At 61.8% G+C, this 26,092-nt stretch carries 20 protein-coding genes and 1 pseudogene; 9 read left to right on the plus strand and 12 right to left on the minus strand.

Annotated elements, in window-relative coordinates; translation table 11 throughout:
• Positions 1–21: 21 nt before the first annotated feature.
• Positions 22–1,419 (minus strand): MFS transporter, encoded by a 1,398-nt coding sequence (locus tag LRP59_RS02205; RefSeq protein ID WP_002520940.1) that lies wholly within the window; start codon positions 1,417–1,419, stop codon positions 22–24.
• A gap of 269 nt (positions 1,420–1,688) precedes the next feature.
• Here LRP59_RS02205 and LRP59_RS02210 point away from each other — a divergent pair, with 269 nt between their 5' ends.
• Both LRP59_RS02210 and LRP59_RS02215 read left to right on the plus strand, forming a co-directional pair.
• Entirely contained in the window at positions 1,689–3,437 is a 1,749-nt protein-coding gene (locus tag LRP59_RS02210) for a formate--tetrahydrofolate ligase (RefSeq protein WP_171011483.1), read from the plus strand.
• A gap of 105 nt (positions 3,438–3,542) precedes the next feature.
• A pseudogene (locus LRP59_RS02215) lies at positions 3,543–3,957 on the plus strand (hypothetical protein).
• Here LRP59_RS02215 and LRP59_RS02220 read toward each other — a convergent pair.
• The 9 genes from LRP59_RS02220 to LRP59_RS02260 all read right to left on the minus strand — a co-directional run bounded on the left by LRP59_RS02220 (position 3,954) and on the right by LRP59_RS02260 (position 13,454).
• Positions 3,954–4,442, minus strand: coding sequence for a hypothetical protein (locus LRP59_RS02220; RefSeq protein ID WP_032499752.1), 489 nt, complete (start codon positions 4,440–4,442; stop codon positions 3,954–3,956). The pseudogene LRP59_RS02215 and the gene LRP59_RS02220 sit on opposite strands and share 4 nt — an antisense overlap.
• A gap of 58 nt (positions 4,443–4,500) precedes the next feature.
• Positions 4,501–5,172 carry a hypothetical protein gene (locus LRP59_RS02225; protein WP_002512760.1) on the minus strand — a complete coding sequence of 224 codons (672 nt, stop codon included), beginning with the start codon at positions 5,170–5,172 and terminating at the stop codon, positions 4,501–4,503.
• Positions 5,173–5,369: 197 nt separating this feature from the next.
• Positions 5,370–7,841: an ABC transporter permease gene (locus LRP59_RS02230; RefSeq protein WP_002512761.1), complete on the minus strand. Its 2,472-nt coding sequence runs from the start codon at positions 7,839–7,841 to the stop codon at positions 5,370–5,372.
• Complete coding sequence (locus LRP59_RS02235) at positions 7,841–8,875, minus strand: ABC transporter ATP-binding protein (RefSeq protein ID WP_002512762.1); 1,035 nt, start codon at positions 8,873–8,875, stop codon at positions 7,841–7,843. The genes LRP59_RS02230 and LRP59_RS02235 overlap by 1 nt, the downstream gene beginning before the upstream one ends.
• A 107-nt stretch (positions 8,876–8,982) precedes the next feature.
• On the minus strand, positions 8,983–9,639 hold the full coding sequence (locus LRP59_RS02240; protein WP_002512763.1) for a response regulator transcription factor: 657 nt from the start codon (positions 9,637–9,639) through the stop codon (positions 8,983–8,985).
• Positions 9,640–9,657: 18 nt separating this feature from the next.
• Positions 9,658–10,206, minus strand: a complete 549-nt coding sequence (locus tag LRP59_RS02245) for a hypothetical protein (protein ID WP_002520948.1) — start codon at positions 10,204–10,206, stop codon at positions 9,658–9,660.
• Positions 10,207–10,341: 135 nt separating this feature from the next.
• Positions 10,342–11,172: a carbohydrate ABC transporter permease gene (locus LRP59_RS02250; protein ID WP_002520949.1), complete on the minus strand. Its 831-nt coding sequence runs from the start codon at positions 11,170–11,172 to the stop codon at positions 10,342–10,344.
• Positions 11,172–12,065: a carbohydrate ABC transporter permease gene (locus LRP59_RS02255; protein ID WP_002520950.1), complete on the minus strand. Its 894-nt coding sequence runs from the start codon at positions 12,063–12,065 to the stop codon at positions 11,172–11,174. Before LRP59_RS02255 ends, LRP59_RS02250 begins: the two co-directional genes overlap by 1 nt.
• An 84-nt stretch (positions 12,066–12,149) precedes the next feature.
• The gene (locus LRP59_RS02260) at positions 12,150–13,454 is read right to left on the minus strand and encodes an ABC transporter substrate-binding protein (RefSeq protein ID WP_002512767.1); all 1,305 of its coding nucleotides are present in this window, start codon (positions 13,452–13,454) and stop codon (positions 12,150–12,152) included.
• Between the two features lie 346 nt (positions 13,455–13,800).
• Here LRP59_RS02260 and LRP59_RS02265 point away from each other — a divergent pair, with 346 nt between their 5' ends.
• From LRP59_RS02265 to LRP59_RS02290, 6 genes are read left to right on the plus strand one after another with little or no spacing between them, the layout of a single operon-like run.
• Entirely contained in the window at positions 13,801–14,559 is a 759-nt protein-coding gene (locus LRP59_RS02265) for a DeoR/GlpR family DNA-binding transcription regulator (protein ID WP_002512768.1), read from the plus strand.
• Positions 14,556–15,944: a 6-phospho-beta-glucosidase gene (locus LRP59_RS02270; RefSeq protein ID WP_002512769.1), complete on the plus strand. Its 1,389-nt coding sequence runs from the start codon at positions 14,556–14,558 to the stop codon at positions 15,942–15,944. Before LRP59_RS02265 ends, LRP59_RS02270 begins: the two co-directional genes overlap by 4 nt.
• Positions 15,937–19,065, plus strand: a complete 3,129-nt coding sequence (locus tag LRP59_RS02275; RefSeq protein WP_002512770.1) for an alpha-mannosidase — start codon at positions 15,937–15,939, stop codon at positions 19,063–19,065. The genes LRP59_RS02270 and LRP59_RS02275 overlap by 8 nt, the downstream gene beginning before the upstream one ends.
• A complete protein-coding gene (locus LRP59_RS02280) occupies positions 19,062–20,117 on the plus strand; it encodes an alkaline phosphatase family protein (RefSeq protein ID WP_002512771.1) in 1,056 nt (351 codons plus the stop codon). Before LRP59_RS02275 ends, LRP59_RS02280 begins: the two co-directional genes overlap by 4 nt.
• A complete protein-coding gene (locus tag LRP59_RS02285; protein WP_002512772.1) occupies positions 20,111–20,755 on the plus strand; it encodes an HAD family phosphatase in 645 nt (214 codons plus the stop codon). The genes LRP59_RS02280 and LRP59_RS02285 overlap by 7 nt, the downstream gene beginning before the upstream one ends.
• On the plus strand, positions 20,752–22,047 hold the full coding sequence (locus LRP59_RS02290) for a glycoside hydrolase family 125 protein (protein ID WP_002512773.1): 1,296 nt from the start codon (positions 20,752–20,754) through the stop codon (positions 22,045–22,047). The genes LRP59_RS02285 and LRP59_RS02290 overlap by 4 nt, the downstream gene beginning before the upstream one ends.
• On the opposite strand, the gene LRP59_RS02295 is transcribed toward LRP59_RS02290, so the two are convergent.
• Positions 22,031–23,569, minus strand: a complete 1,539-nt coding sequence (locus tag LRP59_RS02295) for a beta-N-acetylhexosaminidase (protein WP_002512774.1) — start codon at positions 23,567–23,569, stop codon at positions 22,031–22,033. The genes LRP59_RS02290 and LRP59_RS02295 overlap by 17 nt on opposite strands.
• 66 nt (positions 23,570–23,635) lie before the next feature.
• Here LRP59_RS02295 and LRP59_RS02300 point away from each other — a divergent pair, with 66 nt between their 5' ends.
• Entirely contained in the window at positions 23,636–24,610 is a 975-nt protein-coding gene (locus tag LRP59_RS02300; RefSeq protein WP_002520955.1) for a carbohydrate kinase family protein, read from the plus strand.
• An 18-nt stretch (positions 24,611–24,628) separates the two neighbouring features.
• Here the strand turns inward: LRP59_RS02300 and LRP59_RS02305 are convergent, their stop codons facing one another.
• A complete protein-coding gene (locus LRP59_RS02305) occupies positions 24,629–25,999 on the minus strand; it encodes a sensor histidine kinase (protein ID WP_148378442.1) in 1,371 nt (456 codons plus the stop codon).
• Positions 26,000–26,092: the final 93 nt, after the last annotated feature.

Consider the following 26,092-nt stretch of genomic DNA (forward strand, 5'->3'; position numbering starts at 1 on the left):
GAGCGACGCCCGTGCATGGCGTCATTCTTTGGGGTTAGCGGCGGGCAACCCGCCGAGGGCACTGCCCTTGTCAAAGACGTCGTTACCATGGGCCCGGGTCGCTAGCGCGAAGACCACAGCCATCACGGCGTAGGCGATGGCCAGGCCGACTATGTGTGGGCCGGACAGTCCCTGGATGGGCAGCGCCAATGCAGCCAAAGCTGAACCTGCCACGAACATCGCGTTGTACACCATGTCGTAAGCGATGAACACACGGCCTTTGTAGCCGTCAGTGATGTGTGCCTGGCAAATGGTGTCGACACCGGCCTTGAGGGACTGGGCGAATAGCCCGACGAGAAAGCCAGCCATGAGCAGACCCCAACGGTTTGGGGTGGCGCCTGGGAAGGCCTGGATGACCGCAGTCGCGATGAGGAGGGTCATAAGGGCACGACGCATTCCTAGCCGATGCACCAACATGGGCATGAAGCCTGCCGAGAGCACGAAGCCGGCGCCCATAGCTACGGCCCATACGGTCATGTCTGCCATGGCTCCGTTGATGTCAGACTGCACATGAAATCGGTTACGGTACCCCAGGATCATCGCTACCGAGTACACCCCGAACAGCACCCGCTGGGCGCCGATCAGCGTGAGGGAGTGCCCCACCAGTGGCACTTTTCTTAGATAGCGGAACCCATCCACCACATCCCCAGCCACCGTTCTCATCGTCCGGGAACGATCCACCAGTGGCGGCCCAAGCTCCCGACGTGAAAACTGCAGCCCCAAGGCGACCGAGACTGCGAAGAGGGCTGCGGAGATGCAGAAAATGATCGTGTCGGCGTGGTGCACAGGGATATGGCGTCCGGCAATCATGCGCACTGCGGCAGCAACAACCGCACCAATCATGAGCCCGAGTGGGCCAATCGTCGGCATGATCGACGACGCCGTCAGGTAGTCACGCTTGTCGATGGTGTATTCCAACCCAGCGACCAAAGCGGTGAGCAAGAACCGGTTGAGGCTCATCGCGATGAGTAACCCGATGAGCAAGGCCAGGTGGGAGGGTTTATCGCGCGCGCCATTCCAGACTAAGATCCCCAGCCCGACCGCAATGAGGCAGCGCAGACCATCGGTATAGACGAGGATGCGCTGACGCGACCAGCGGTCGAGTACGACGGAAATGAAGGGGCCAATGATGCTGAAGGGCAGCAAGGTGATAGCCAGCACCATGGCGATCGACCACGCGTCAGGCTGCTGCTCGGGGGAGAGCAAAACGTAGGAGGCCATCCCGACCTGAAGGGTGCCGTCAGCCGCCTGGGTAGCTACACGAACCCCGAGAATCCTCCGGAAGTCGTGGCGTCGCCACAGGTGGCGCAGATTCTGCCAGAACACATGGTCTCCTTCGGGCTGGCCTCTATCGATCCTAAAGGGTGAACCGAAGAACACTCGCAGAGGATCCACCTCAGCGGCCCTGCAAGGTCGGCCTCATCAATGATGCTGCAAGGACGACGCAGCAGGACCGGAAATACCCCCACCTGCGGGCGAAGTACCACGTGGACGGTTGCCACAGCTCGGGGCTCTCGGCGCTTTTGTTACGGAAGTTTGCTCGGGTCCTATGTCTGCGACCTCGAGGAGAATCTCGGTGACATGTGATGGCAGCGGAACGCTACGCTGCTGTGGCGTCAGGTGAGCGTCGGTGGCAGTCCGGGCCGGCCATGATGCGCACAGGTATGCAAAGAGGTGTTCAACACGTCATGATTGGAGCTATGACAATGAAGTCGGATCTTGAAATTGCCCGCGAGGCCCACCTTGACCCCATCGAGAAGGTTGCAGCCCGGGCAGGCATTGATGAGAAGTACCTGGAGTCCTATGGGCGCGGCGTCGCGAAGGTGGACCTCGAGGTCATCACGCACAACAGGGATCATCCTCGCGGTAAATACGTCGTCGTCACGGCCATGACCCCCACGCCCCTTGGTGAGGGCAAGACGACCACCGCTGTTGGTCTAGCCCAGGGGCTAGAGAAGATCGGTAAGCACAGCGTGTTGGCCCTGCGCCAGCCGTCGATGGGCCCAACTTTCGGAATCAAGGGCGGTGCCGCCGGTGCTGGATACTCCCAGGTGCTGCCGATGGAGAAGCTTAATTTGCACCTGACTGGTGACTTCCATGCCATCGGAGCGGCCCACAACCTGCTTGCCGCCATGATCGACAACCATCTGCACCAGGGCAACGAGCTCGACATCGAACCTCACTCGATCTCGTGGCGTCGCGTCGTCGATATCAATGACCGTGCCCTGCGCAACACCATTGTTGGTCTTGGATCGAGGGTCGACGGTGTCCCCCGCGAGACCGGATTCGATATCACCGCAGCCAGCGAAGTTGGCGTCATCCTGGCCTTGGCCACCTCCTTGTCCGACCTGCGTGCTCGCCTGGGGCGTATTGTCATCGGCTACAACCGCTCCAAGGAGCCAGTCAGCGCCGAGGATCTGCACGCCGCCGGATCGATGGCCGTCATTCTTAAAGACGCCCTCAAGCCGAACCTATTACAAACTACCGAGAACAGCCCGGTGCTCGTTCATGCCGGCCCCTTCGGCAATATCGCAACCGGTAACTCCTCGGTCATCGCAGACCGCGTCGGTATCGGTTGCGGCGACTACCTGCTCACCGAGGCCGGATTCGGTGCGGACATGGGAGCTGAGCGGTTCTTCAACATCAAATGCCGCATCGGCGGGATGCGCCCCGACGCTGCCGTCCTCGTCGCCACCGTGCGTGCCCTCAAAACCCACGCCGGCCGCTACAACGTCATCCCCGGAAAACCCCTGCCCCCGGCAATGCTGGAGGACAACCTTGACGACGTGCTCGCTGGTGCTGCCAATCTGCGCAAACACATCGAGATTGTGCGTGAGTTCGGCGTCTCCCCGGTTGTGGCTCTCAACGTTTTCCCGACCGATCACCCCGGTGAGATCGATGCCGTCCGTAAAGTCGCTGAGGCCGCCGGAGCCCATTTCGCCTCTTCGACCCATGTCGTCGATGGCGGTGACGGTGCCATCGACCTGGCTCACGCGGTCGTGGCAGCCTGTGACCACAAGGCCGACTTCCGCTACACCTACGACCTTGAGGACTCTCTAGTCGAGAAACTGACCAAGGTTGCTACCAAGGTTTATGGGGCTGACGGAATCGACATCGCCCCAGCGGCAGCCAAGGAGCTGGCCCACTTCGAGGATCTCGGCTACGGCACATTCCCGGTCGTCATCGCGAAGACCCACCTGTCCCTGTCCCATGACCCATCCCTCAAGGGCGCCCCGACCGGATGGCGGTTGCCTGTGCGCGAGGTGAGGGCCGCCGTCGGAGCTGGATACATCTACGCGATCTGCGGCGACATGCGCACCATGCCGGGCTTGGGCCGTCACCCGGCCGCCGAGAGGATCGATATCGACGATAACGGCGAAACCATCGGACTGTTCTGACGTCAACGGTTCGGGGATGCGCAGTGGTGCCGCGTCCCCGAACTGGTTCCAACCATCGGCGTTGTGTGACGCCTCCGGACATACAGTTCAGGCTTGTTGCGGGGGATGCCGTACCCTCAACTCGTGACCAGCAAACGTGCCGAGGATGCCCGCCTCCGTATCGAGTTTGAGGAAAGAGCGCGTCGTCAGGAGGCTGTTCAGGCCCAGCGACTCATCGATGACTTCCTCGTCATGGCTCGCGCTCAGGGGGATGACACCAGTGCCGCTGCGCGCTCAACTTATGGACGGCCACGAGGCGCGCACTGACAAACGAGGCTGGTACCTCAACGCCAAGCATTCCCTCGCCATCGGAGAAAACGGGGAGTACTACCACCTCGTCGTCCCCGGTGGTTTCGCTGCGCGACTGCGTGGGGTCAAGCTTCACCCTTCCCTGCCCCCGATGCATATTGGCAGAGGCGGTCGCGACGGTGAGACTGGAGAACTTAAAGAGTTCCTGACGTGGCTGATTGACTCTCGTTAGGCTTCGACGGCGGCCGGGGTGTGACGCTGACCACCTAGTCGACGGCGTCTCTTGGACCTCCAGTAGTCACGTCCGAACCATGCCGTCATAATGACGGCGCTGGCGAGGAATCCCCAAGGGATGAGACGCAAGCCCAGGATGGTGTGGTCACGCACCGTCACGATGGCGTCATCCGGATGATTCGGTGTGGCCCGGATCACTAGATCGACCTTCTGACCCACGCGGTATTTCTTGATGTCACGGTAGGGGTTCGACCAGACCGTATCCGTCACCCCGTCGTAGGTGTACGAAATGAGCGCAACATTGCCGCCCTCGGCATGCATGAGGTACTTGGTAGCACCGGTACTGACGGAGCGGTGCGAGTAGACAGCTGTCACGGTCCCCTGGATGATCTGGCCATCATGGATGAAATTGTCGCTGCGGTCAGCTAGCACGAAGTACAAGCCTCCCACGGTCACGAGATAGATCACCCCGAGCAGAGCCATGACACGCTTGAACTTCGTCACAGCGAACAAGCATACGTCGCACGCATCGCAACCTCATTCACGACGCGGCGAGCAACTCGTCACGACGCTGCCTCATGGCCCGGCTCGCCCGAGAGCATCGAGCTCGCACCGCTGTAGGGCTGGTGTTATGACGTCGTGCGGCGGTAGCGCAATCCAATGCCTCCACCCACACACTACGCAATACTGGTGCGCTTGCCGGAGTGATGATTCCGAGCTCCTCAGCTGCACTGAGCAGGTCCGACGCCACCTGCCCTGGTTCTTGCACCTCTGGTGCGCTGATGTTGATCGATTCGGCAGGGGTTTCTGGGCTGCTGCGCTGGCGTCGAGATGAGATGGCATGCAGACAGTCCAAGGCCACATTTGTGCACACCTTGGTAGTACGGGACAACGGGAAATTGACGATAACGACCCAGGCCTCGCCGATGTAGTCATCTAGACAGGCCTGACGATCACGATTGGCGATCATGACCAGGGTAGGAAGAATCGCCTGAATCAGCGCCATCCCGGCGAATTCGGATGTCTGACCGGCCCCGCTGCGGGCGGCGATGAGGGCGCGAAGTGCGGCAGCGTCGTCGTGACGCAGTCGTTGGGGAAGGTCCTCTGGGTAGCACCCGCGGCAGATGACGTCGGTGCGCCACGGGGCACGGGGGTGGGAGCACAACTCCTGCCAGAGGGAGTGGAGACGGCGGGGTGTAGCGGACGTGAACATGGCAGCACCTTTCGGATGGGCGATGCCCTAAGCCCATCGAAGTGGTGTTGCCTGCGGTGTTGTCCACATCCGTGTAGGTGTTGCCCTTTCCTACACCGGTGTTGCCCCTATCTCGTCTGGTGTTGTCCGATGAATCGCTGCGAAAACCGGCCGTGCCCCGAAGGACGCGGCCGGTTCACGGCTTCCCGCACAAGGTCTCACTCGTCGGCGAGCGCCTCGGTTGGAATGGCTTTGGCGGCTCGCCTGCCCGGCAACACCGAGGCCAGGCATGCCGCCACCAGGCAGATCGCGATAAGACCGAGGGTCCATGGCCAATCGATCGAGAAGTGCACAGGGATGGTGTCCGAGGCGACGCGGAACACCGACCGAATGCCCAGCCAGGCGAAGTAGAACCCAGCAACCATTCCCACGATGACGCCGACCATTCCGACCTGGATCGATTCGTACAGCAGCATCAACCTCAATCCACGCCGCTGCATGCCCATAGCCCGCAACAGCGCAGATTCCCGACGCCGCTCCAGCACGGACAGGCTCAAGGTATTGGCCACGCCGATGAGGGCGATGAGCACTGCCACACCGAGCAGGGCCGTCATCACCATCAGCAGGACCTTGAGGATTAGCTCGACGATTCCGCCGATGAGGGCGCCTCCACCGATGTCCATATGCTGCGAACTACTGCTCGACATGGACATCATCACCGTCAGAGTGGAGGCCAAATTGCTGCGGTCGTTCAGATGGACCCAGATGGACTGGTCAGTCACGGAAGGCACGATCCTCTTCAAGTCCTCCTGATTGACCACGACGTCGCCCTCAGAAAGCCCGTGGACCTTCATGACCTTGAGAGCCACCTTGCCTTTAGAAGAGGTGAAGGTCATAGTCTGCGGCGGGTTGTCCATGGAGGTTATCAGTGCGACCCCCGGCTTCATCTCCTTGGCGATGGAGGGTGCCACCTTGGCGATCTCGTCAGGGTTTCCGGACAACATATGGGTGTGAGGGGACAGATCACTCTCGGCGAACCCACCTTTGAGGACGATGGAGTCCTTGACGTTCGGCAAGTCCTGCACCGTCTTTAGGGCTGACGTGTCGAGCGTGCTCGCCGTCTCCTGGCCGGTATTCGGGTCGTAAGAGGGGCGGTTCGTGAGGGTGAGGTCGATCGGGAAGTGCTCGTTGATTTGGTCCATGACCGTCGTGCGCGTCGTCGAGATGCCCACCTGCAAGGTCACCGACAAGCCAATAGCCAACATAAGGGCCACCGCAGTCAGAGAAGTGCGAGTCGGGTTGCGGTTGGCGTTTGAGGTTGATAGCCGTGCTGTGGGCCCGAGAGGCCGCAGCAGGAATCCCATGGCACGGATCAACCATGGTACGTACAGCGGGGTCGCGATGAGCAAAGTTAGAGACAGACACATTGCTGACAGAATCGCCATCACGATGATCGATGTACCGGTTCCGACAATGGCCCCCACAGATAGCGCAATTCCAGCCACTGCAAGCAGGGAGCAGACGACGATTCTCGCAATACCGATGCGACGCTTCTGTTCCACGGTCGGTACTGGGCGCAGTGCCTCCAACGGGGCCACTCGAGTTGCCTGCAGTGCCGGCAGGAAGGCCGCCAACACAGTAATGACGATGCCGATGAGGAACTCGACGATAATGTCACCCCACGGCCAGGCCAACCCGAAGGCTAAGGCCCCGGTATAGGCCGTGCCGGCCACGGTCAGCAGGATGCCAAGCACGACCCCCAGCACCGATCCAAGGACGCCAAGCACGATCGCTTCGGCGAGGACTCGTCGTCTCACCTGGCCGCTCGACGCCCCAACAGCCCTCATGAGGCCGATCTGGCGACGTCGCTGAGCCAACAGAATGAGAAAGGTCGTCGTGATAATAATCGCTCCCACCAACAGGGCGATAGCACCAAAGACCATAAGCATGTATTTGGTGACATCGAAGTCCTCGGTGAGACTATTGATGGTTTTCTTCTGGAAAGAGTCAGCCGTCGAGATCGTGGCGCCGGCGTCGTCTTTATTGAACTGCGGTGCGTCCTTGACCTTCGACAGGGTCTTCTCAAGGTTGGTGACGAGCTGCCCCGGCGCCGTCCCATCCTTGGCCTTGATAACCCAGGTGTTGGGGGCTTGGCCGGGAAGTTGACCCACATAAGCCGGAGCAGTTTGCAGAGCTGAGGGGTCGTCGGTGATGCCGACCACCTTGAGGTCATGGCCGCTGAACGCAACGGTATCGCCGATGCTGACCTGGAGTTGCTTGGCAGCATCTTCAGACAGAGCGACCTCGTCGGCCTTCGACGGCCAGGACCCGTCTTTGACCGTCGACCAGCGGAAGGGCTCTTCCGGAACCTGGTGGAGGTCGATCATCACCGAATCGTGTCCGTGGGCTGCTGGCATGGACGTCGACAACACGGTGTCGACAGCCCCGACCCCCTGGGTTTCCTTGATAGTTCGGGTGACCTCATCGGGGTCGACAACCGCTCCGTCGGTGTCGACGACGACGTCGGCTTTCGAGGTGGCGACAGCCTGTTCCTTCCCCAGCGCCACACCCTGGGTACGTACGAACATCGAGATACCGACGAGGAACCCAACTGACACTGCGATGGCAACGAGGGTTGCGACCATCCGACCGGGATGGTGACGCAGCTCTCTGAGAGCCTCAGTGAACATCAGCCCTCCAATCCGGCCATTGCCTCGCTCACCGATTCGGCGGTGGGGGAGGCAATGTCGTCGACGATGCGACCGTCTAACAGCATGAGGGCGCGGTCGGCATAGGATGCGGCCTTCGCGTCGTGAGTGACCATGATGATCGTCTGTCCCAGATCGTCGACGCAGTGGCGCAGATAACCCAGGAGGTTTGCGCCTGACTTTGAGTCCAACGCACCGGTTGGTTCGTCAGCAAAGACGACGTGCGGTTTGGTGATCATGGCTCGGGCGCAAGCGACACGCTGCTGCTGGCCGCCCGACAGCTCCGAGGGACGATGCTTAAGCCGGTCGCCAATGCCCAGGCCGGTGATCAACTGGTCCCACAGTGCCCTGTCAGGCTTCCGTCCGGCCAAGTCCAGAGGAAGCAGGATGTTTTCCTCAGCGGTGAGCATTGGCAGCAGGTTGAACGACTGGAAGATGAACCCGACATTGTCGCGGCGCAGAGTCGTCAGCTTGGCATCAGGAAGATTCGAAATCTCCATACCAGCCAGGAATACCTGCCCTGAGGTTATGCGATCCAGGCCAGCCAGGCAGTGCATGAGAGTTGACTTGCCGGATCCCGACGGTCCCATGATCGCGGTGAAGGTGCCGCGGGTGAAGCGAACGCTAATTGAATTCAGGGCTGTGACGCGGGTTTCCCCTTCTCCGAAGATCTTGGTGAGCTGCATGCCGGCTGCGGCGTCGGTCTCTACGGGAGCATTGAGGAGCCCAGGAGCAAGGCCACCGCGTTGGGCCGTGGTGGCGGTGTTAAAGGGTTGGGCAGGGAAAGACTCGGCAGTGTGGGGCGGCTGAGGAGCCGGCGCCTGTAGTCCCCAGGATTGAGCTAGTTCCCGATCCTGCTCACCGATAGGTCGCAGCGAGTCACCGCTCCAGTCCGGTGAGGTGCCATGTCGTGGTGGCTCGAAGGGCCCTGGCTCGCTCGGAATCGCATGGTCCAGCGAGTGCTGGGGTTCGTCAGATTCGTAAGGTCGGTCGTGGTCGCTCATGATGCCTTTCATGGTTCCCGAAAAGGGTATCGACTAGTAGCCGACACCCCCTCACGCCTTAGGTGACGTGAAAAAGACGGACGTTTATGATGCCCAGTATTGAGTACGGTTTAGGTATCTCAAATGAGGCCGACCTCATGGGCAAACAGCACGAGGCCAACCCGGTCACGGCACTCTAATTTCGATAGTAGTCGGCCGATGTGAGTTTTCACAGTTCCTTCTGCCATGTAGAGGGTCTGCGCGATTTCGGCGTTCGTCGCTCCCTTTGCAATCTCCACCAGCACTTCCTTCTCGCGATCCGTCAAGACCGACAGCCTCTTATCTGCGGCTTTGGGATCGTTAGGCAGGGTGGGGACGACGTGGTCGAGCAAGCGGCGGGTGGCTGATGGTGCGACGACAGCGTCGCCGTCAGCAACATTGCGGATAGCGCTCAGCAGTTCCGTGGGGCGGGCATCCTTGAGCAGGAACCCCGAGGCGCCGGCCTTGAGAGCGGCGTACACATACTCGTCGAGGTCAAAGGTGGTCAGAATCAGCACCTTGGTATCCAGTGGGGACGCCGTGATGCGTTGAGTGGCCTCGACACCGTCCATCTGCGGCATCCGGATGTCCATGAGGGCGACGTCGACAGGCATTCGACGTAGCACGTCAAGGGCCTCGAGGCCATTTGACGCCTCCGCGACGACCTCCATGTCATCCTCGGATTCGATGAGCATACGAAACCCCGAACGGACCAGGGATTGATCGTCGACGAGGATGACGCGAATCGGATCGGGCATGGCACCTCCAGTTGCTCGTCAGTCGAAGCTTACCGACCGCGTGCCGTGCAGGAATGTGTCGATCTCTGGATTCGCTGGGTTGTAATGGTCGCCACACCAGGTCTCGGCGAATTGCTCTAGACGCTGATCGGTCGAGCGAAGAAGGAGGAACAGCGTCGCGCCGTGGGCAATCATGGCGAGCAAGACGAATGCGCGCGGTAGGTGTAGCAAGAATGCGAGAACGAACAGGATGAGCGCAGGCCAGGTGATCCCACAGAACGCCATCATCGTCTTCTTGGCGATGGCACCCTTCATCGCGGTGGCGTCAACCTTGCCGGTTAGTTTGGTGGGAAACGGACGCAATATCAGGCCAAGGATCAATGCCACGAGCCACGATGCAGCCGGGATTCCTAACGCCTCGACGAGCGGTGCCTGGGAGTCCGGGAGGATTATCCACGCTGTCAGTCCGAAAAACCCAAGCGCTACAGCCACGGTGAGGAGCACGATGTCCAGGGATTTCGTGATGCTATGAGTTAACACAGCGTAATAGTATTTCATATCTCGATCATCCAGCGTCACACCGCGCATGAATCGTAGTTCTTGCTGCGAGGCTGTGAATGACCACAGGCACGCTCTGGCGAGCCTCAGCAACGAGAACCCCTGGGCGCGATGCGGTTTCGATTGACAGCGCTGCCGCCGTGGATGGCCTCTCCTCGATGCGGCTTAACTCTTGACTGCTCCCTCCGAGATACCGGCGATGAGTTGCTTGGCACCGATGACAAACACGACGAGCAGCGGGACGACAGCAATGAGCGAAGAAGCCATGAGCATGCCGTAGTCGGTGCCGTGTGCCGTCTTGAGTTGGCTTAAGGCTACCTGCAGGGTCAGTTTGCTGGGATCGTTGAGGACGATAAGGGGCCACATGAAGTCATTCCACGAGCCGATGAAGGTGAAGATCCCCAAGAATGCCATGGCAGGACGAATAATCGGTAGACACACGTGCACGTACTGGTGCCAGAACCCGCACCCATCTAGCGTGGCAGCCTCCAGCAGTTCCTTCGGGATGGCATTCGTAGCGTACTGTCGCAGCCAAAACACCCCGAACGAGCTAGCCAGGGAGGGCACGATGACGGCCTTGAGGTCGCCTACCCACCCGATCTTGCTCATGAGGACGAACTGTGGGATCGTCGCGAGTTGGGTGGGAAGCAAGAATGTTGCCAGGACAATCACGAAGAGCACGTTCCTGCCGGGAAAATCGAACTTGGCGAAGGCGAAAGCTGCCAGCGACGAGATGAGTAACACAAGTACCGACACCGTGGTCGCCACGAGAGCCGTGTTGGCCATAGCCGCCCAGATGTTGACCTTATCGGTGATGGTGTGAACGTTCTCACCCAGACGGTTGCCGGGGATCAGGACCGGAGGGTATTTGTAGATCACCGAGGACGGCCGGCTGGCCAGCACGAACATCCAGTAGAACGGGAACAGCGAGATCAGCCCGCCCAGAATGAGGAACAGGTGTCGGAAGAACGTCCCGATGTGCATACGCCGTCTCATCACGCCACCTTGCGATCATGCTCGCGGGTAACGAGCCAGTTAATGATCGAGAAGAACAGCACAACGACGAATACTCCCCAGGCGATCGTCGCTCCATAGCCGTATCGGTTCTCCTGGAAGGCCACTGAGTAGAAGTAGAGCACCATCGTCAGACCGGAATTGTTCACCCCGCCTGCCGAGGCCGCCCCGGCGGACTGGGAACTCGTGAGCACCTGCGCCTCGGTGAAGCTCTGCAACGAACCGATCGTCGACATGAGGGTGATGAACAAGACGATGGCACGAAGTTGGGGCAAGGTGACATGGAAGAACGTCTGCCACCCGTTGGCTCCGTCAATGGCAGCCGCCTCATACTGCGTCTTGTCGATGGCTTGCAGACCGGCGAGGATGAGCAGTGCGTTATAGCCGACGAATGACCACACTGTCAGGGACGAGATGGCGATCTTGATGCCCCACTCGTTTTGCAACCAGGCGATATTTTCCTGGCCTAGTAGGTTGCGCACGGCGTTGGCTAGGCCGAACTGGCTGGAGAAAATCGAACTGAACAAGATGCCCATAGCCACCATGGACGTGATGTTCGGGACCAAGTAAATGACCCGGTAGGTCGTAGAGAACCGTATCGTCTTGTTCAGCATGAGGGCGACGATCGTGGCAATGATGAGTGTCGGGATCGTGCCCATCGCCCACAGAATGAGCGTGTTGCCCAGCGATTTGTAGAACAGGTGGTCGCTGATGAGATATGTGAAATTCTCTAAACCGACGAAATGGGCACTCCCCAAGCCGGACCAGTCGGTGAAGGCTAGTAGCAGGGTAAAGATCATCGGTATAGCGGCGAAGACAAGGAAAAAGAAGAAATACGGGCTCAAAGCGACATAGATCGGCAAAGCCTTGCGCATTCGTCGACCCACGGACGGGTGGTGCAGCTCGTCCGTGGGGGTGGCAGTGGCGGTATGTGGTGAACTCATCTCGGTACAGACGCCTCACCTGACGGTGAGATGCAATTGCCTGGCGATGCGCTTAGCCTCGGAGACGGCATCTTGCCAGGCAGTTTCCGGATTCTTTCCCGAGGATTCGACCCGCTCGAGCTGGGCCGCAAACGGGGCGGAGACGGCGTCGGAGTTCGAGTCCTCGAAGAGCGGACGTACCGACTCGGCAGCCTTGCCGAAGACCTTCGCCGCATGCTGGCCGCCGAGGAAGTCCACTGGACCCGAGACTTTCGGATCGTCGTAGGCTTTCGGGGAGACGGGGAAGTTGCCATTGTGGACGTACTCCCGTATCTGGGACTTTACGCTGAGCAGCTCGCGGATCGCGGCAAAGGATGCCTTAGGATCCGAGGCGCCGGCCGGGATAGACAGGAATGAACCTCCCTGGTTGATAGCCGGGCCGGGGTGGGCGCACACCCGCCACTTTCCTTTCGTTTGAGGGGCGTCAACCATGAGGTCAGCCAGGTGCCAGGAGGCACCGAAATCGGCAGGCAAACGTCCCTCGTTGACAGCGGCTGCGGCGTCGGAGGTGTCGGACTGGATCGTAGCGATGATGCCGGCCTTGAGTGCCTTTGCGGTGATGTCCCACGCGTTGCGAATGTGGTCCTGGTCGCCGATGAAAGTTTTCTTCTCGTCAATGAATCCCTTGCCCGACTGCGGCCAGATCGTGCCGAACAGGCCAGCGGCGTTACGCACTAGGTAGGTCTTCTTCTTGGCGGCCAGCAACTTGGTACCGAACTCGATGAAGGCATCCCAGGTGGTCATCTGGGTGGCGACCTGGTCGGGATCGCTGGGAAGTTTGGCCTGCTCGAAGATGTCAGCCCGGTAGAACAGGGCTGTGGGACCGATGTCGGAGGGGATGCCCAGCTGCTTGCCGTCAGTGGTGGTCGCCTGGGCCCACTTCCAGCCCAGGTAGTCGGACTTAATGTCTTTGGCGCCGAGAGTATTGAGGTCAACAAAATACCCGGCGTGGTCACGGAAGAAGGCGATGTCCTCGCCCTTGACGCCGGTAAGGTCGGGCAGCCCGGAGCCCGCAGTGAAGGTCGTCGTGAGCTTCTGCTTGAAATCGCCACCGATGATGTCCTGACGCACGTTATAAGACGGCTGCGCTTTGGCGACGGCAACTAACGTCTGCTTGTCGAAGCCTTCTGGCCACATCCACAGGACGAGCTTCTTAGCGTCACCGGCGCCCGTATCGGACTTGGGCTCGGTGGAGGTGGAGCATCCGGTCAACGCCGACACTCCCAACACGCCCAGCCCGGCGAAACCGCCGGAGAGCAGATGACGACGCGACAGATTCATGAGGTCCCTCCTTGGGTTGAACGGGAATCGTCACTGACAAAATCGCTCAATAATGTTCAGATATCGGCGGGGCTTGGGCCCCTCCCTTCGTGGTGCGAATGCCTTCTCGGGGAATATTTGGGGCTTGTGTACCCGCCAAGGATTCAGGGTGTCACGACTGTGTGCAACTGAGGTTAACTGTAGGTGATCTCCAGGCAACAACCTTGTCAATGCTTGATTCGAGTATGGTCAAACCAACCGACAAAGGTTGGTTTGTGAGATCACTGTAGCGGTCGGTGGGCGATGAGTTGCTGAAAAATGATTGAAATGACGAAATTGTGTAGACGGATGGTCATGGATCGGTACCATGGGGCACATGCTCAGGGCCGCTCGTCACGACGCGATCGTCGAACTGCTCCGGGACCGGCCTGCCATGCGAACCGTCGACGTCGCTCGGAATCTGAACGTGAGCATGGCCACGGCCCGACGCGATTGCATCGCCCTGGAAGATAAGGGCATCATCGAGCGTTCCTGGGGAGGTATCCAACTCGTCACGAGCGTGGACGACCACTTCGGTGACGTCATGAACCATCACACTCAGGCCAAAGCTGCGATCGCCCGCAAGGCCACCGAGCTTATCCACGACGGCGACACGATCATCATGGACATCGGCACCACCGTCCATCACCTGTCCGGGCTGCTCACCGGGCGCTCCATCACCGTACTTACTGCATCCCTGCCCGTCTTTGAGACTCTCAGAACCGCCCCGGACATCACCGTTGTCGTGCTCGGGGGAGTGTGGTCGGAGCGTTACCAGTACTTTGACGGTCAGTTCGTCGCTGACGCGCTGACCCACCACCAAGCTGACCTGGCCTTCCTAGGCTGCTCAGGGGTGAGTGCTAACGGGCGGGTTCGAGATACGAGTCGTTCTCAGGCATACATCAAGCAGGCGATCATCGCTGCCGCGAGTCGGAGCTACTTGCTCGTCGACTCCGAGAAATTTCCGGGCGTCGGAGCGCATTCCCCGTTCACCCTCGAGGAAGTCAGTGGCGTCATTACCACCGGGCCGCTGCCACCGGACTTCGACGCACACTGCGAATCAACAGTGGAGGTCATTACCGCATGAAGCTCACTATCCTCGGTGGCGGAGGATTCCGCGTTCCGCTGGTATTTAAGGCCCTTGCTCGCGACACCTCGCCGCAACGGGTCACCGAACTGCGGCTCTACGACACCGACCCACTCCGGCTAGGCGTCATCGAGACGGTTGTAGCCCAGCTGACCCCCGCCTTGCCTCACACGCCGTCAGTGGTGGCCACTACCGACCTGCCCACCGCCTTGGCGGGAACCGATTTCATCTTTTCGGCCATCCGCGTCGCCGGCACCCATGGACGTGCCCTCGATGAGTCGATGTGCCTGGCTCGCGGTGTCATCGGTCAAGAGACCGTGGGAGCTGGCGGTATTTCGTATGCTTTGCGGGGTATCCCGGTGGTACTCGACCTCGTCGAGCAGATCACGCGGTACGCCCCCGACGCCAAGGTCATCAACTTCACTAACCCGGCAGGAGTGATGACTGAGGTCATGCAGCGTCGCCTGGGAGACCAGGTAGTGGGCATCTGCGACTCTCCAGTGGGTCTGGCCCGTCGTATCCTCACCACCCTGCAGGGTGCCGGGCTGGCACCGGCCGACCTGGGGTCCCTATTCAACGGCGACGGACGCATTCACATCGGTTACAGCGGACTCAACCACTTAGGTTGGCTCACCAGTCTGAACGTTGATGGGGTCGACGTCCTGCCGCGTCTGCTTGAGCGACCTGACCTCATCGAGAGCTTCGAGGAAGGTCGTCTCTTCGGTGCCGACCTGGTGCAAGCCTTGGGCGCCGTGCCCAACGAATACCTGCATTACTACTACTATTCCCGCGACGACCTCGCCGTCGATCGGAAGGCTGAAGCCCCACGCGGAGCCTTCCTGGAGGCCCAGCAGAACCAGTTCTACACCCAGGCTCAACACACCGACGATGTCGCTGGCCTATGGGAAGCCACCCGTCTGGAGCGCGAGGAGACCTACATGGCCACCAATCGCGAGGTCTCGGGTGAATTCGAGCGCGATGAAGCCGACTTGGAGACCGGCGGATACGACAAGGTTGCCCTCGCGATCATGCACGCCATCGCCAACGACGTGCCCGCTGAGCTCATCCTCAACGTCGCCAATCACAGGGCCCTTCCTGACCTGCCCGACGAGGCCGTCGTGGAGGTCCCGTGTCGGGTAGACGGTGCCGGGATTCACCGGCTGCCCACTCCCGCGCTGCCCGACCATGCCCGAGGACTTGTCGTTAACACCAAGTACGTAGAGCAACGCACTATCGACGCTGCTGTTAACCGCAGCCGTACCGCCGCCCTGCTGGCCCTGAGCCACCACCCGCTTGTCGACTCCGTTCACGTCGCCGAACAGCTGCTCGACGACTTCGCTGACGCCTTCGACGGCCTGGAGTACCTCAAGGACGCCCATGCATGATCACACCAAACTCACCCAAGACCGGATTGGTCACCTCAAGGAACGTCTCGAACGAGAAATCACCGAGGAGATCTGTCCATTGCAGGTGACGGCCTGGCAGGTCCCCAGCGAGCCAGTGAGCTTCAAGGAAGCTACTGCCGCCAATTACCAGCCATTTCCGCCCGGGACGTGGTGGGGTGCTCCATGGAGCACCTGGTGGCTGCACGTCACCGGCACCCTGCCTGCTAGCCACGCTGGTGAAGAGGTCGATCTCTCGATGGACCTTGGATTCGTCGGTGATTGGGCTGGTAGCCAGTCCGAAGCGATAGTCTACACCGCGAACGGACGCCCCCTCAAGGCCCTCAACCCACGCAACCACCGGATCGGGCTCAACTACGGGGCGCTCGCCGCCCGATTCGCCGAGGAGGGCGAGCCGCTCATTGGGGCCGACGGAGACGTCGAGTTGTGGGTAGAGGCCGCCGGCAACCCCGACATGGCCCAGCACCTGGGAGGACCCACCGAGCTGGGAGATCGTCGCACTGCGGGTCAGGAGCCGCTGTGGCAGTTCAAGGGAGCGGAACTTTCGGTGCGCCGCAATGAGGTGTGGGGCTTGTGGCTTGATATCGACGTTCTTGACGGGCTCATGCGCCAGCTACCAGCCGAGTCTACCCATCGTGCCCGGCTGCTCCGCGGCTTAGAACAGGCTGCTGACGAGGTTGATCACCAGGGGATCGTCGCCGGTGCCGGAGTGGCCCGGCAAGTCCTTACCGGGTACCTGAATTCGGGGGCCAACTCATCGGCCCAACAGATGACGGCCATTGGGCATGCGCACATCGACTCGGCCTGGCTATGGCCGTTGCGTGAGACTCGCCGCAAGGTGGTGCGCACCTTCTCCAACGTCGTCGCCCTGGCTCAGGAGTACCCCGACTTCCACTTCGCCTGCACCAGTGCCCAGCACTATGCCTGGCTTCAAGAATCCTCACCAGAGCTCTTCAGCCGCGTTCAGGAGGCCATCGAACGTGGCCAGTGGCACCCGGTGGGCGGTATGTGGGTGGAGTCCGACGCTAACCTGCCCTCCGGGGAGTCGCTGGTGAGACAGTTCACCAGCGGTTTGCGTTGGATGCGCGAACATCTCGGGGTGCGTCCGGACTGCTTGTGGTTGCCGGATTCTTTTGGCTACACCGGTGCGCTGCCCCAGATTGCTCGACTTGCTGGCATGCGCTGGTTCTTTACCCAGAAACTTAGCTGGAACACGGCGAATACCCTTCCCCACCACACCTTCTGGTGGGAGGGCATCGACGGCACCCGGATCTGGACGCACTTTCCGCCAGTGGACTGCTACGACTGTGTTGTCAGCGCCCAAGAGGTCAAGAAAGCTGAGGCAAACTTCAAAGAGAAGGGCGTGGCTCGACGCTCAATCCTGCCATTCGGATACGGCGACGGCGGCGGTGGACCTACCGCCGAACAAGTGGAACGCGCACGCAGGTTCGCCGACCTGGAGGACGCGCCGCAGGTGCGGCTGGGCTCTCCGGACGACTACTTCGACCAGGCGCAGGAGGACCACCCACAGGCGCCAGTGTGGCGCGGCGAGATGTACTTGGAGTTCCACCGGGGCGTCTACACCTCCGCCCACCTCCTCAAGAACGGCAACCGGCGCGCCGAGGCTGGGCTCGCGGCTGCCGAGTGGCTCGCCACCCTGGCGGCCCGTACCGGCCACCCCTACCCTCACCAGCAGCTGGAACAACTGTGGCGGCGCACCCTGCTGCTGCAGTTCCACGACATTCTTCCCGGATCATCGATTGCGTGGGTGAACCAAGAGGCCATCACTGAGTTCATCGCCATTCGTGCCGAGTTGGATCAGCTCATGGACGACGCCTGGCAGGCACTATTGCAGGCGAGTGGCGGCGAGACTGCGGGGGTGAGTGTGGTTAATCCGTCCCAGGCGGACCGGCGCGAGGTCCTCACTGTCAGTGACCGACCCGTACTCGTGCAGGTGCCAGCTATGGCCGCGAAATCGCTGACCGATGCCGTGGTTGACGCCGAGCACCCGGTGCATGTGCAGCGAGGTCGCGACGCGATCCGGATGACGAACGGACTCGTCGACGTGTGTATTGACACTCGCGACGGGCTGGTGAACTCGATTGTTGACCTGGTATCTGACCGCGAACTCCTGCTGTCTGGACAGCGCGCCAACCGGCTCGTCCTGCACCCAGACTATCCCGACTGCTTCGATGCTTGGGAGCTGCAGCAGCAGTACCGTCACAGCGGCGATCCGGTGGACCGGGTCACTGATTTGCGCGTCACCGAAAGCCTGCTGCGCGCCCAGGTGCGCGTGGAGCGCCACGCCGGTCAGTCCAGCTTCGTCCAGACCATCACCCTGGATGCCGACAGTCGGGCGGTGGAGTTCAGCGTCGACGTCGACTGGGCCGAACGGGCCCGCGTGCTCAAGGTGGACTTTCCCCTCGACGTGGCCGCCCGCTCCAGCCGTGACGAGATCCAGTTTGGCCACATCGAACGGCCGATCGAGGCCAATACCTCCTGGGACGACGCCCACTTCGAGAGCTGCGGGCAGCAGTGGATGTTGCTGGCTGAACCAAGGTGCGCGGTGGCGCTGGTTAACCAGTCCAGCTATGGTCACGACGTGAGCCCGGCCGGTGGGGACGAGCACACCCCCACTATGGGGGTCATGGCCCGACTTACCCTGTTGCGCTCACCGCAGAGCCCAGACCCCCACCCCGACCAGGGGCGTCACCACATCGTCTACAGCCTGCTCACCGACGCCCGGATCGAGTCCGCGCACGTCGAGGCGGCGCGACTCAACCAGCCGCTCCAGGTGCGAAGTGGGACGGTGGAACTGCCCAGTACGGCCCGGATCGAGCCGGTGCACGGCACAACCGTCATCGACGCCGTCAAGCAGGCCTTTGACGGGTTCGGGGATCTCGTCATACGCATACATGAAGCCGAGGGTGCTCGCAGCCGGGTGCGTCTGCTGCTGGACCAGGACGGTTGTGTGAGTGAGGTGGATCTGCTTGAGGACCCGATTGACGAGCCGACCCAACAGCTGCCGGCCAGCACTTGCAGCAAGGTGGAACTCACCCTGCGACCCTTCCAGATTCTGACACTGAGAGTGAGCCAGCGATGAAACTTCTCCTGGTGTGCATCGACGGGTTGCGTCTCGACATCGCGCTGCCCGAGGCATTGCAACGCGATCCGGGATTCACCCACCCCGATCACCCCGCCGATCCCCGATTCGTGCGGGGCGTGGGGCAGGGCGAGCCGGTCCCCGAGCATCCGGCGCCGGCCCTGGACCACACCCTGCCCGTCGATCGGGCCCCGAAGAACCTGGCTCCGTCCCTCGCTCGCCTGGTGCGAGGGGATGACCGCTCCCAGGGCACGATCATCCCCATGTGGATGACTCCGCCCACCGACTCTGCCCCCGGCTGGACGACGATCCTCACCGGTGCCACCCACGAGCAGTGCAATGTGTGGTGGAACGAGTTCGTCGGCCACGATCTGGCACGTCACCCCGACATCCTCTCCCAGGTGTTCTTCGCCAACCCATCGGCGCGCACCCTCGCCGCAGCCACCTGGGACGCCTTCGTGAGCCCCTACGGGCCCGGCCCGATCATCCACCAGCGGGTGGACCAACAGCGCACCGGACAGCACCAGCTCTTCGGCCCCGACCTTTCCCAAGGCATCGACCGGGCTGATGAGCAAGTGTCGTCGTGGGCCGCCTGGCATCTGCTGCACGAGGGCCCGGACGCCGCCGTCGTCTACTTCGAGGGGGTCGACCACGCCGGGCATAGTTTCGGAGCGGACTCCGAGCAGTACCAGCAGGCAGTGGGTCATGTCGACGAGCTCACCCGTCACCTCGTCAAGGCCGTCGCCGAGCGCCACGAGCAGCTCGGGGAGCAGTGGCTTGTCGCCGTCACCACCGATCATGGTCACAAACCCGAAGGGGGTCACGGGGAAGACGAGGTGGAGGTACGTCGCAGCTTCCTGGTAGCCCACCACATCGGTGGGACGCTTCCCGAGCCGTTGCTGCGTACCGCTGCCCTTCGCAGCCACGAGGTGACACCGCTGTTACTGCAGGCAATGGGAGTGCACCCTGGCCATATGGACGCCAGCGACGTCGGCGTCTTGCGTGACGTGGAACCGATCGGCCCAAGTAGAGAGATGGATTTTGAATGGTGACGATGTACCCGCCGCAGCAAGTGGATGCCGTCCTCTTTGACATGGACGGAACCCTGCTCAACACCCTGCCGGCCTGGTGCGTGGCATCTGAGCATCTGTGGGGCACTTCTCTGGCTGACGCTGACAGCGCCAAGGTTGACGGGGGCACCGTCGACGACGTCGTTGAGCTGTATCTGCGAGACCACCCTCAGGCAGATCCCCAGGCCACCATCGAGCGTTTCATGGACATCCTTGACGCCAACCTGGCTGGCCACACCGAGCCGATGCCCGGAGCTGACCGCCTCGTGAAGAGGCTGTCAGGTCATGTACCCATCGCTGTGGTGTCGAATTCCCCGACGCGTTTGGTGCGTGACGGATTGGCCTCACAAGGCTGGCTGAAACTGTTCGACACCGTCCTTGGGGTGGACGAGGTCGCTGCCGGCAAACCGGCCCCCGACCCCTACCTCACCGCAGCGAGGCGTCTAGGGGCCGACCCGAGCAGATGTGTCGTCATCGAGGACTCCGCTTTCGGATTGCGCGCCGGACGGGCTGCTGGAGCGTGGGTTCTCACGGTCGGACGCAGGCTCAAGGGCCAGGGGGACATGTGGGTTCCCGGGCTGGATGATGAGCGGGTGACCTTCTGGGAGCCCCGTCGATGAGGGCGTGCGAGCTGACACCCGCCCTACGGCAGCGTCTAGACGAGATCGGTGCTCAGATCAGCCAGGGCGTAGGCAAGGGCCTTGACGAGGCGATGGGCCGGCAGGCTGCAAGCCGATTTGTGGCCTGGATGACGGACACGTGGACGCGCACTATGTCCCGCGACGAGCACGGCGTCTTCGTCGTCACTGGCGATATTCCGGCTATGTGGCTGCGCGACTCCTCGGCGCAGTTGTGGCCGTTCCTGATGATGTGCGACCTCCCCGAGGTGGCCCGTCAGATCGGCGATGTTATCGCCCGCCAGTGGCACTGCATCGACGTTGACCCCTACGCCAACGCCTTCAATTCCGGCCCAACCGGGGCGCACTTCGACGCCGATGACCTCGATGTGGCCGACGAGCTATGGGAGCGCAAATACGAGGTGGACTCGCTGGCGTTTCCCGTCGACCTCGCATGGCGGTACTGGCAGGCCACCGGCAGCTCGGAGCATCTGAATGGCGCGATCCACCAGGGGTGCATACGCATTATCGACATCTGGAGCTTGGAGCAGGATCATGCGCAGTCTACCTACCGCCACGTGCGCCCCGCCGAGCCGTCCGACACTCTCGGCCGCGACGGCTCGGGCACCCCGGTGGGACACACCGGGATGACCTGGAGCGGGTTCCGACCTTCCGACGACGCCTGCCGTTACGGCTACAACATTCCGGCTCAGTTCATGGCGATGCGTGCCCTGCGTCAAATTCGCGAGTTCTGTCGCGTCTGGGATGACGAGGATCTTGCCGAACGCGCCACGAAGCTGGCCGATGAGATCGATGCCGGGGTGAGGCAGTTCGGCATCGTCGAGGACCACCTTGCCTACGAGGTGGATGGGCTTGGATCAGTGCTGGAAATGGACGACGCGAACATGCCTTCCCTGTTGTCTTTGCCTCTCACCAGTGACCTCGGTCGTGACGATCCGCTCTACCAGAGCACCCGCCGCTGGGTGCTCAGCGCGGCTAACCCGTACTTATTCAGTGGCCCGGTAGCCCGGGGAATTGGTAGCCCGCACAGTCCAAAGGGCTATATCTGGCACATTGGTTTGGCGGTGCAAGGACTCACTGGGGACGATGCAGAGGCCTGCGACTGCTTGGAGACGATCCTCGCCACCGATGGTGGTACTGGCTGGACCCACGAGAGCTTCGATCCAACCGACCCTACTCGGTTCACCCGAGGGTGGTTCAGTTGGTCGAACTCGATGGCCTGCCTGCTCATGATGAACGTGGCCGATATCGATGACATTATCGGTGCCAATTGACCCCCATCGCGGTGAGACGGCGAGTTTGGGCCTCTAATTCCGACAGCGGTCGAGCCGGGTTGCCAGTCCATAACTGTTCGGCGATCGACGTGCCGCGCGGGAAGGCGGCATCCTCGGCCTGGGCAGGGGTGCACAGATATTCTGTCCACAATTGGAACTGTCCACCCAACAGGTGGGGTGAGTTCACCGCGGCCAGCACGTCGTGCAGCCCGGCGACATCGTCCATAGTCATCGGGGCGTCGATTGTCACCGGTGCCTGCGGACCCGTCTCCATGCCGTGATCTAAGTAGGTATGCCGGGCGGGGGCCGCAATGACATCGTGACCTGCGGCAGCAGCGCGGGCGATGTCGTCGGCATCCCGCCACACCATCACGGTGACCTCCTCGGGCGCACCCGCTTCCAACACCTCGTCCCAGGCAATGACCTGATGCCCAGCAGCGACGACGTGGCCACAGATCTGGCGCTCGAACCACGCTTGAGCCTGGTGTGGGGTCGTGATGCCCAGCTCGGCTAGCCGGGTGCGGGTGGGCTTATGTCCAAACCACTCCTTGCCGGGGCACTCGTCGCCGCCGATGTGGATCGGCGAGTTCGGGAAGATCTCCATCACGGCGTCCAGGGCGTCGCGGCAAAAACCCAGCGCAGCATCGGTGAGGTTGATGTGGTGTTCCGACACCCCGAAGGCGGTGCGCGGATGGCTGATCGGTGCTCCACAGCCCAACTCGGGGTAGGCGGCCACCACCGACTCGGTGTGTCCCGGAAGATCGACCTCCGGGACGACCGTGATGCCCAACAGCTGAGCTCGCTCGTCGATGGCGCGCAGCTGGTCGACGGTGTAGGCACCACCGTGGGGTATGTGGTCGTGCTCAGCGACGTCGTCACAGCCGTTGTCGTCGGGTGGCGGTTGGTGCCCTCGTACCGTTCCTGGACGCCACGCGCCCACCGTGGTCAGCCGCGGCCAGCCCGGTACCGGCAGACGCCACCCCTGATCGTCAGTGAGATGCAGGTGCAGCCGATTGAGCTTGTGCACGGCCAGCACGTCCAAAAAACTCATGATGAACGAGGCGGGCATGAAATGTCGCGAAACGTCCAGATGGGCCCCGCGCCAACTGTGGTGTGGCGCATCGACGATGACGCCTTTCGGAAGGCATAGGTGCTTCAGCGCTAGCGGTCCGGGCCCGTAAACCCACGGGGTGAGCAGCTGGAGCAGGGTTTGCACTGCCCAACGCGCCCCAGATGGACTGCCGACAGTGATGCGGACCTGCGTGTCGATGTCAATGCGATAGCCCTCCGCTTCTAAAGCGGGATCCACTGTGACGGTGAGGGAGGCATCGTCGGTGTGTGATGTTGCTCGCACGACGTCGAGTGCTGGAGCCAGTCGCTCGGTGAGGATCGTAACGACGTTGATGACCTCGTCGGGGCCAGTCCAGGTGAGCACCGACGGCAGGGGGAATTGTCCTTCGGTGAGTTGCACCTGGCGGGGCTGGGGGCACAAGCCCCGGATGAGGGTGTCGTTGGTGGGCATCTCTACTCCTCGGGGCATCGCCTGTCAATGGGGTGTTTCACAGGTTACCGGGGCTAGTAGCTGTCTATGCTGAAGGGTGACCAATCGCGCACAGGAGCCATGCCCATGTCCGTCAACCGTCATCCTCGGCTGCTTACCGCCGGTATTACCTTCCGCGACCTCGTCATCTCTGGAATCGACGAGTTGCCCGGTCTGGGCGAGGAGCGTTACGGCACCGACTTCGTCACCATCTGGGGTGGGGTCGCCAACACGGCACGGATCGCGGCAAGCCTGGGTGCTCGAGTCCAGTTACTGACAGGTCTAGGCGACGACCCCAACTCCGAGATGTGTTGTCGGGAATTGACCGAGTGGGGCATTGACCTGACCCCAAGCCCGATCAACCCTGGCTGGACTCTCCCGGTGACGATGAGCCAGGCGTGTGGTACCGAGCGGGCCATGACGACGGTGGAAACTGCGTTACCAGCCCCACTTCCCGCACCGAATCTTGGCGGAGTTGACGTCATCGTCACCCATGTGTCGGTTCCCGCTGACGCCTGGCTGCATGACGCCGCCGACGCAGGGATTCCGGTGATCGCAGACCACGGATTCGAGGAGGAATACGAACCCGGATTGCTTGACGCGGTGTCAGGATGCACCTGCTATACGCCCAACGCCGCTGAGGCGATGCACCTTACAGGCGCCGACGACCCTGTGCGGGCAGCTCGAGCCCTCGCCGAGCGCGTTCCAATGGTCGTCGTCACCTGTGGTGGTGACGGGATCGTCGGCGTGGATTCTCGTACCGGCGAGGAGGTTCACGTTCCGGCGGTGAACATTAACCCGGTCAACACCACGGGTGCCGGAGACGCCGCCTTGGCCGGTCTGGCTTGGTGCTGGGGGTGGCAGGTGCCGTTGGCCCGCAAGCTTGACGTCGCCGCCCTGGTGGGGACTATTGTCACCTCGCGAGTGCACGGGACTGCCGACCCACTCACACCTGAGGATGTGCTCGCCTGGGTACCGCGGGCCCCGGAGCGGCTAGGGTTCCTCCCCGAACTGTTGGGGTAAGTGACGTCGGAGCCGAGTTCATCTCTGACGGGAGTCGGCTTGGACCGGCAGTTTCGCCATGACGCGGAACCCGCCCTCTTTGCGAGGCTCCGCCGACAATTGCCCACCCATTGATGTAACGCGCTCTCGCATCCCCTGGAGGCCGTGTCCCCGACCGTCCCCTTGGACGGCAGCCCCGTACCCCTCGTCGAGAATCTCCACGTAGATCGCGGTAGGTGAATAGGCCACGGTCACAGTGGCGTGGGCGCTCGGGCCAGCGTGTTTGAGGACGTTGGTGAGGGCCTCCTGAACGACTCGGTAGACCACAAGCCCAAGGGCCTGGGAGACCACCGGCTCCTCCCCAGTCACCTTGAGTTCAACTTTCACCCCGGACTTGTCCACCAGGTCGGGAATTTCAGCCAGGCTAGGGGAGGGAGAGAACTCGGCGTCGGTGTCCTGACGCAATACCCCGACGATTCGCCTCATCTCAAGGAGGGCCTCACGTCCGGTTTCGGCGATCGTCTCAAGCACCTCGGGGGCCTTCTCCGGCTTCTTCGTCGCCAGTGCTTTGCCGCCTTCGGCCTGCACAATCATGACTGACAGCGAGTGGGCGACGATGTCGTGGAGCTCTCTGGCGATCTCGTTACGGGTGCGCTCCTCGGCCACCCTGGCCTGCTGTTCACGTTCAGCGAGGATCGCCCGGTACCGTTGGGCTTTGACGATGCGTTGCTGGGAGTCGATGAGGGCGGATTCCCGCAGTCGTCGACCTACCGCGTATGGGGTGAGGACGAGGCCTGCGCACACCGTCATGGCAAGCACCAGTAGCACCCAGGGCGTTCCCGATGAGGGATCGTAACCGGCGGCAATGGTGGGGATCCACCTCATCGGTCCAATGACTGACCCCACGGCTCCCACCCACAGCACCCAGCGGGATTGGTGGCCGTCGACCCACCTCGCCACCGAGTAGGAGGCGATCGGGACGACGAAGATGCTCAACACCGGGAAAGGCACGAAGAAGAACTGAATCGCAGCCCCGATGGCGACCAAGGTCATCATGAGAAGAGGATGCTCGCGACGCATCGGCAGAGAGGCCACCATGACCATCGATGACAAGAGGGCGGCGATGTACTCTGGGCGCGGCCACTCCACCAGACTGACGAGGTAGGGGGCGATCGTCACTACGGCCATGATGAGGGTCAGGGTGACGTCTCCCCACCATGCCCGTTCGGTGTCGGCCGGGCGGCCGTCATCGAGCTTGGGGTCCAGCACCTCCTCCATACCGGGGATGTTGATTTGGGGAACGTTATTGCGGCTCGGATTGAACCGATTGAGACGGGCGCGCACCCCCGCCCCGCGGGAGCCGTTGGAACGGTACTCCGTGGGCAAGGTCTGCGATCCGGTGTCCTCCATAACAGCAATTCTAGAAACCGGCCGTGGAAGATTGGTTGGGCACGCCAGTTAGCGACGCGTGGGCTGGCAACGCGCACCGTTCGTGACCAATTC

This window comes from Cutibacterium sp. 37298, assembly GCF_023838685.1.
Classification (GTDB): domain Bacteria; phylum Actinomycetota; class Actinomycetes; order Propionibacteriales; family Propionibacteriaceae; genus Cutibacterium; species Cutibacterium acnes.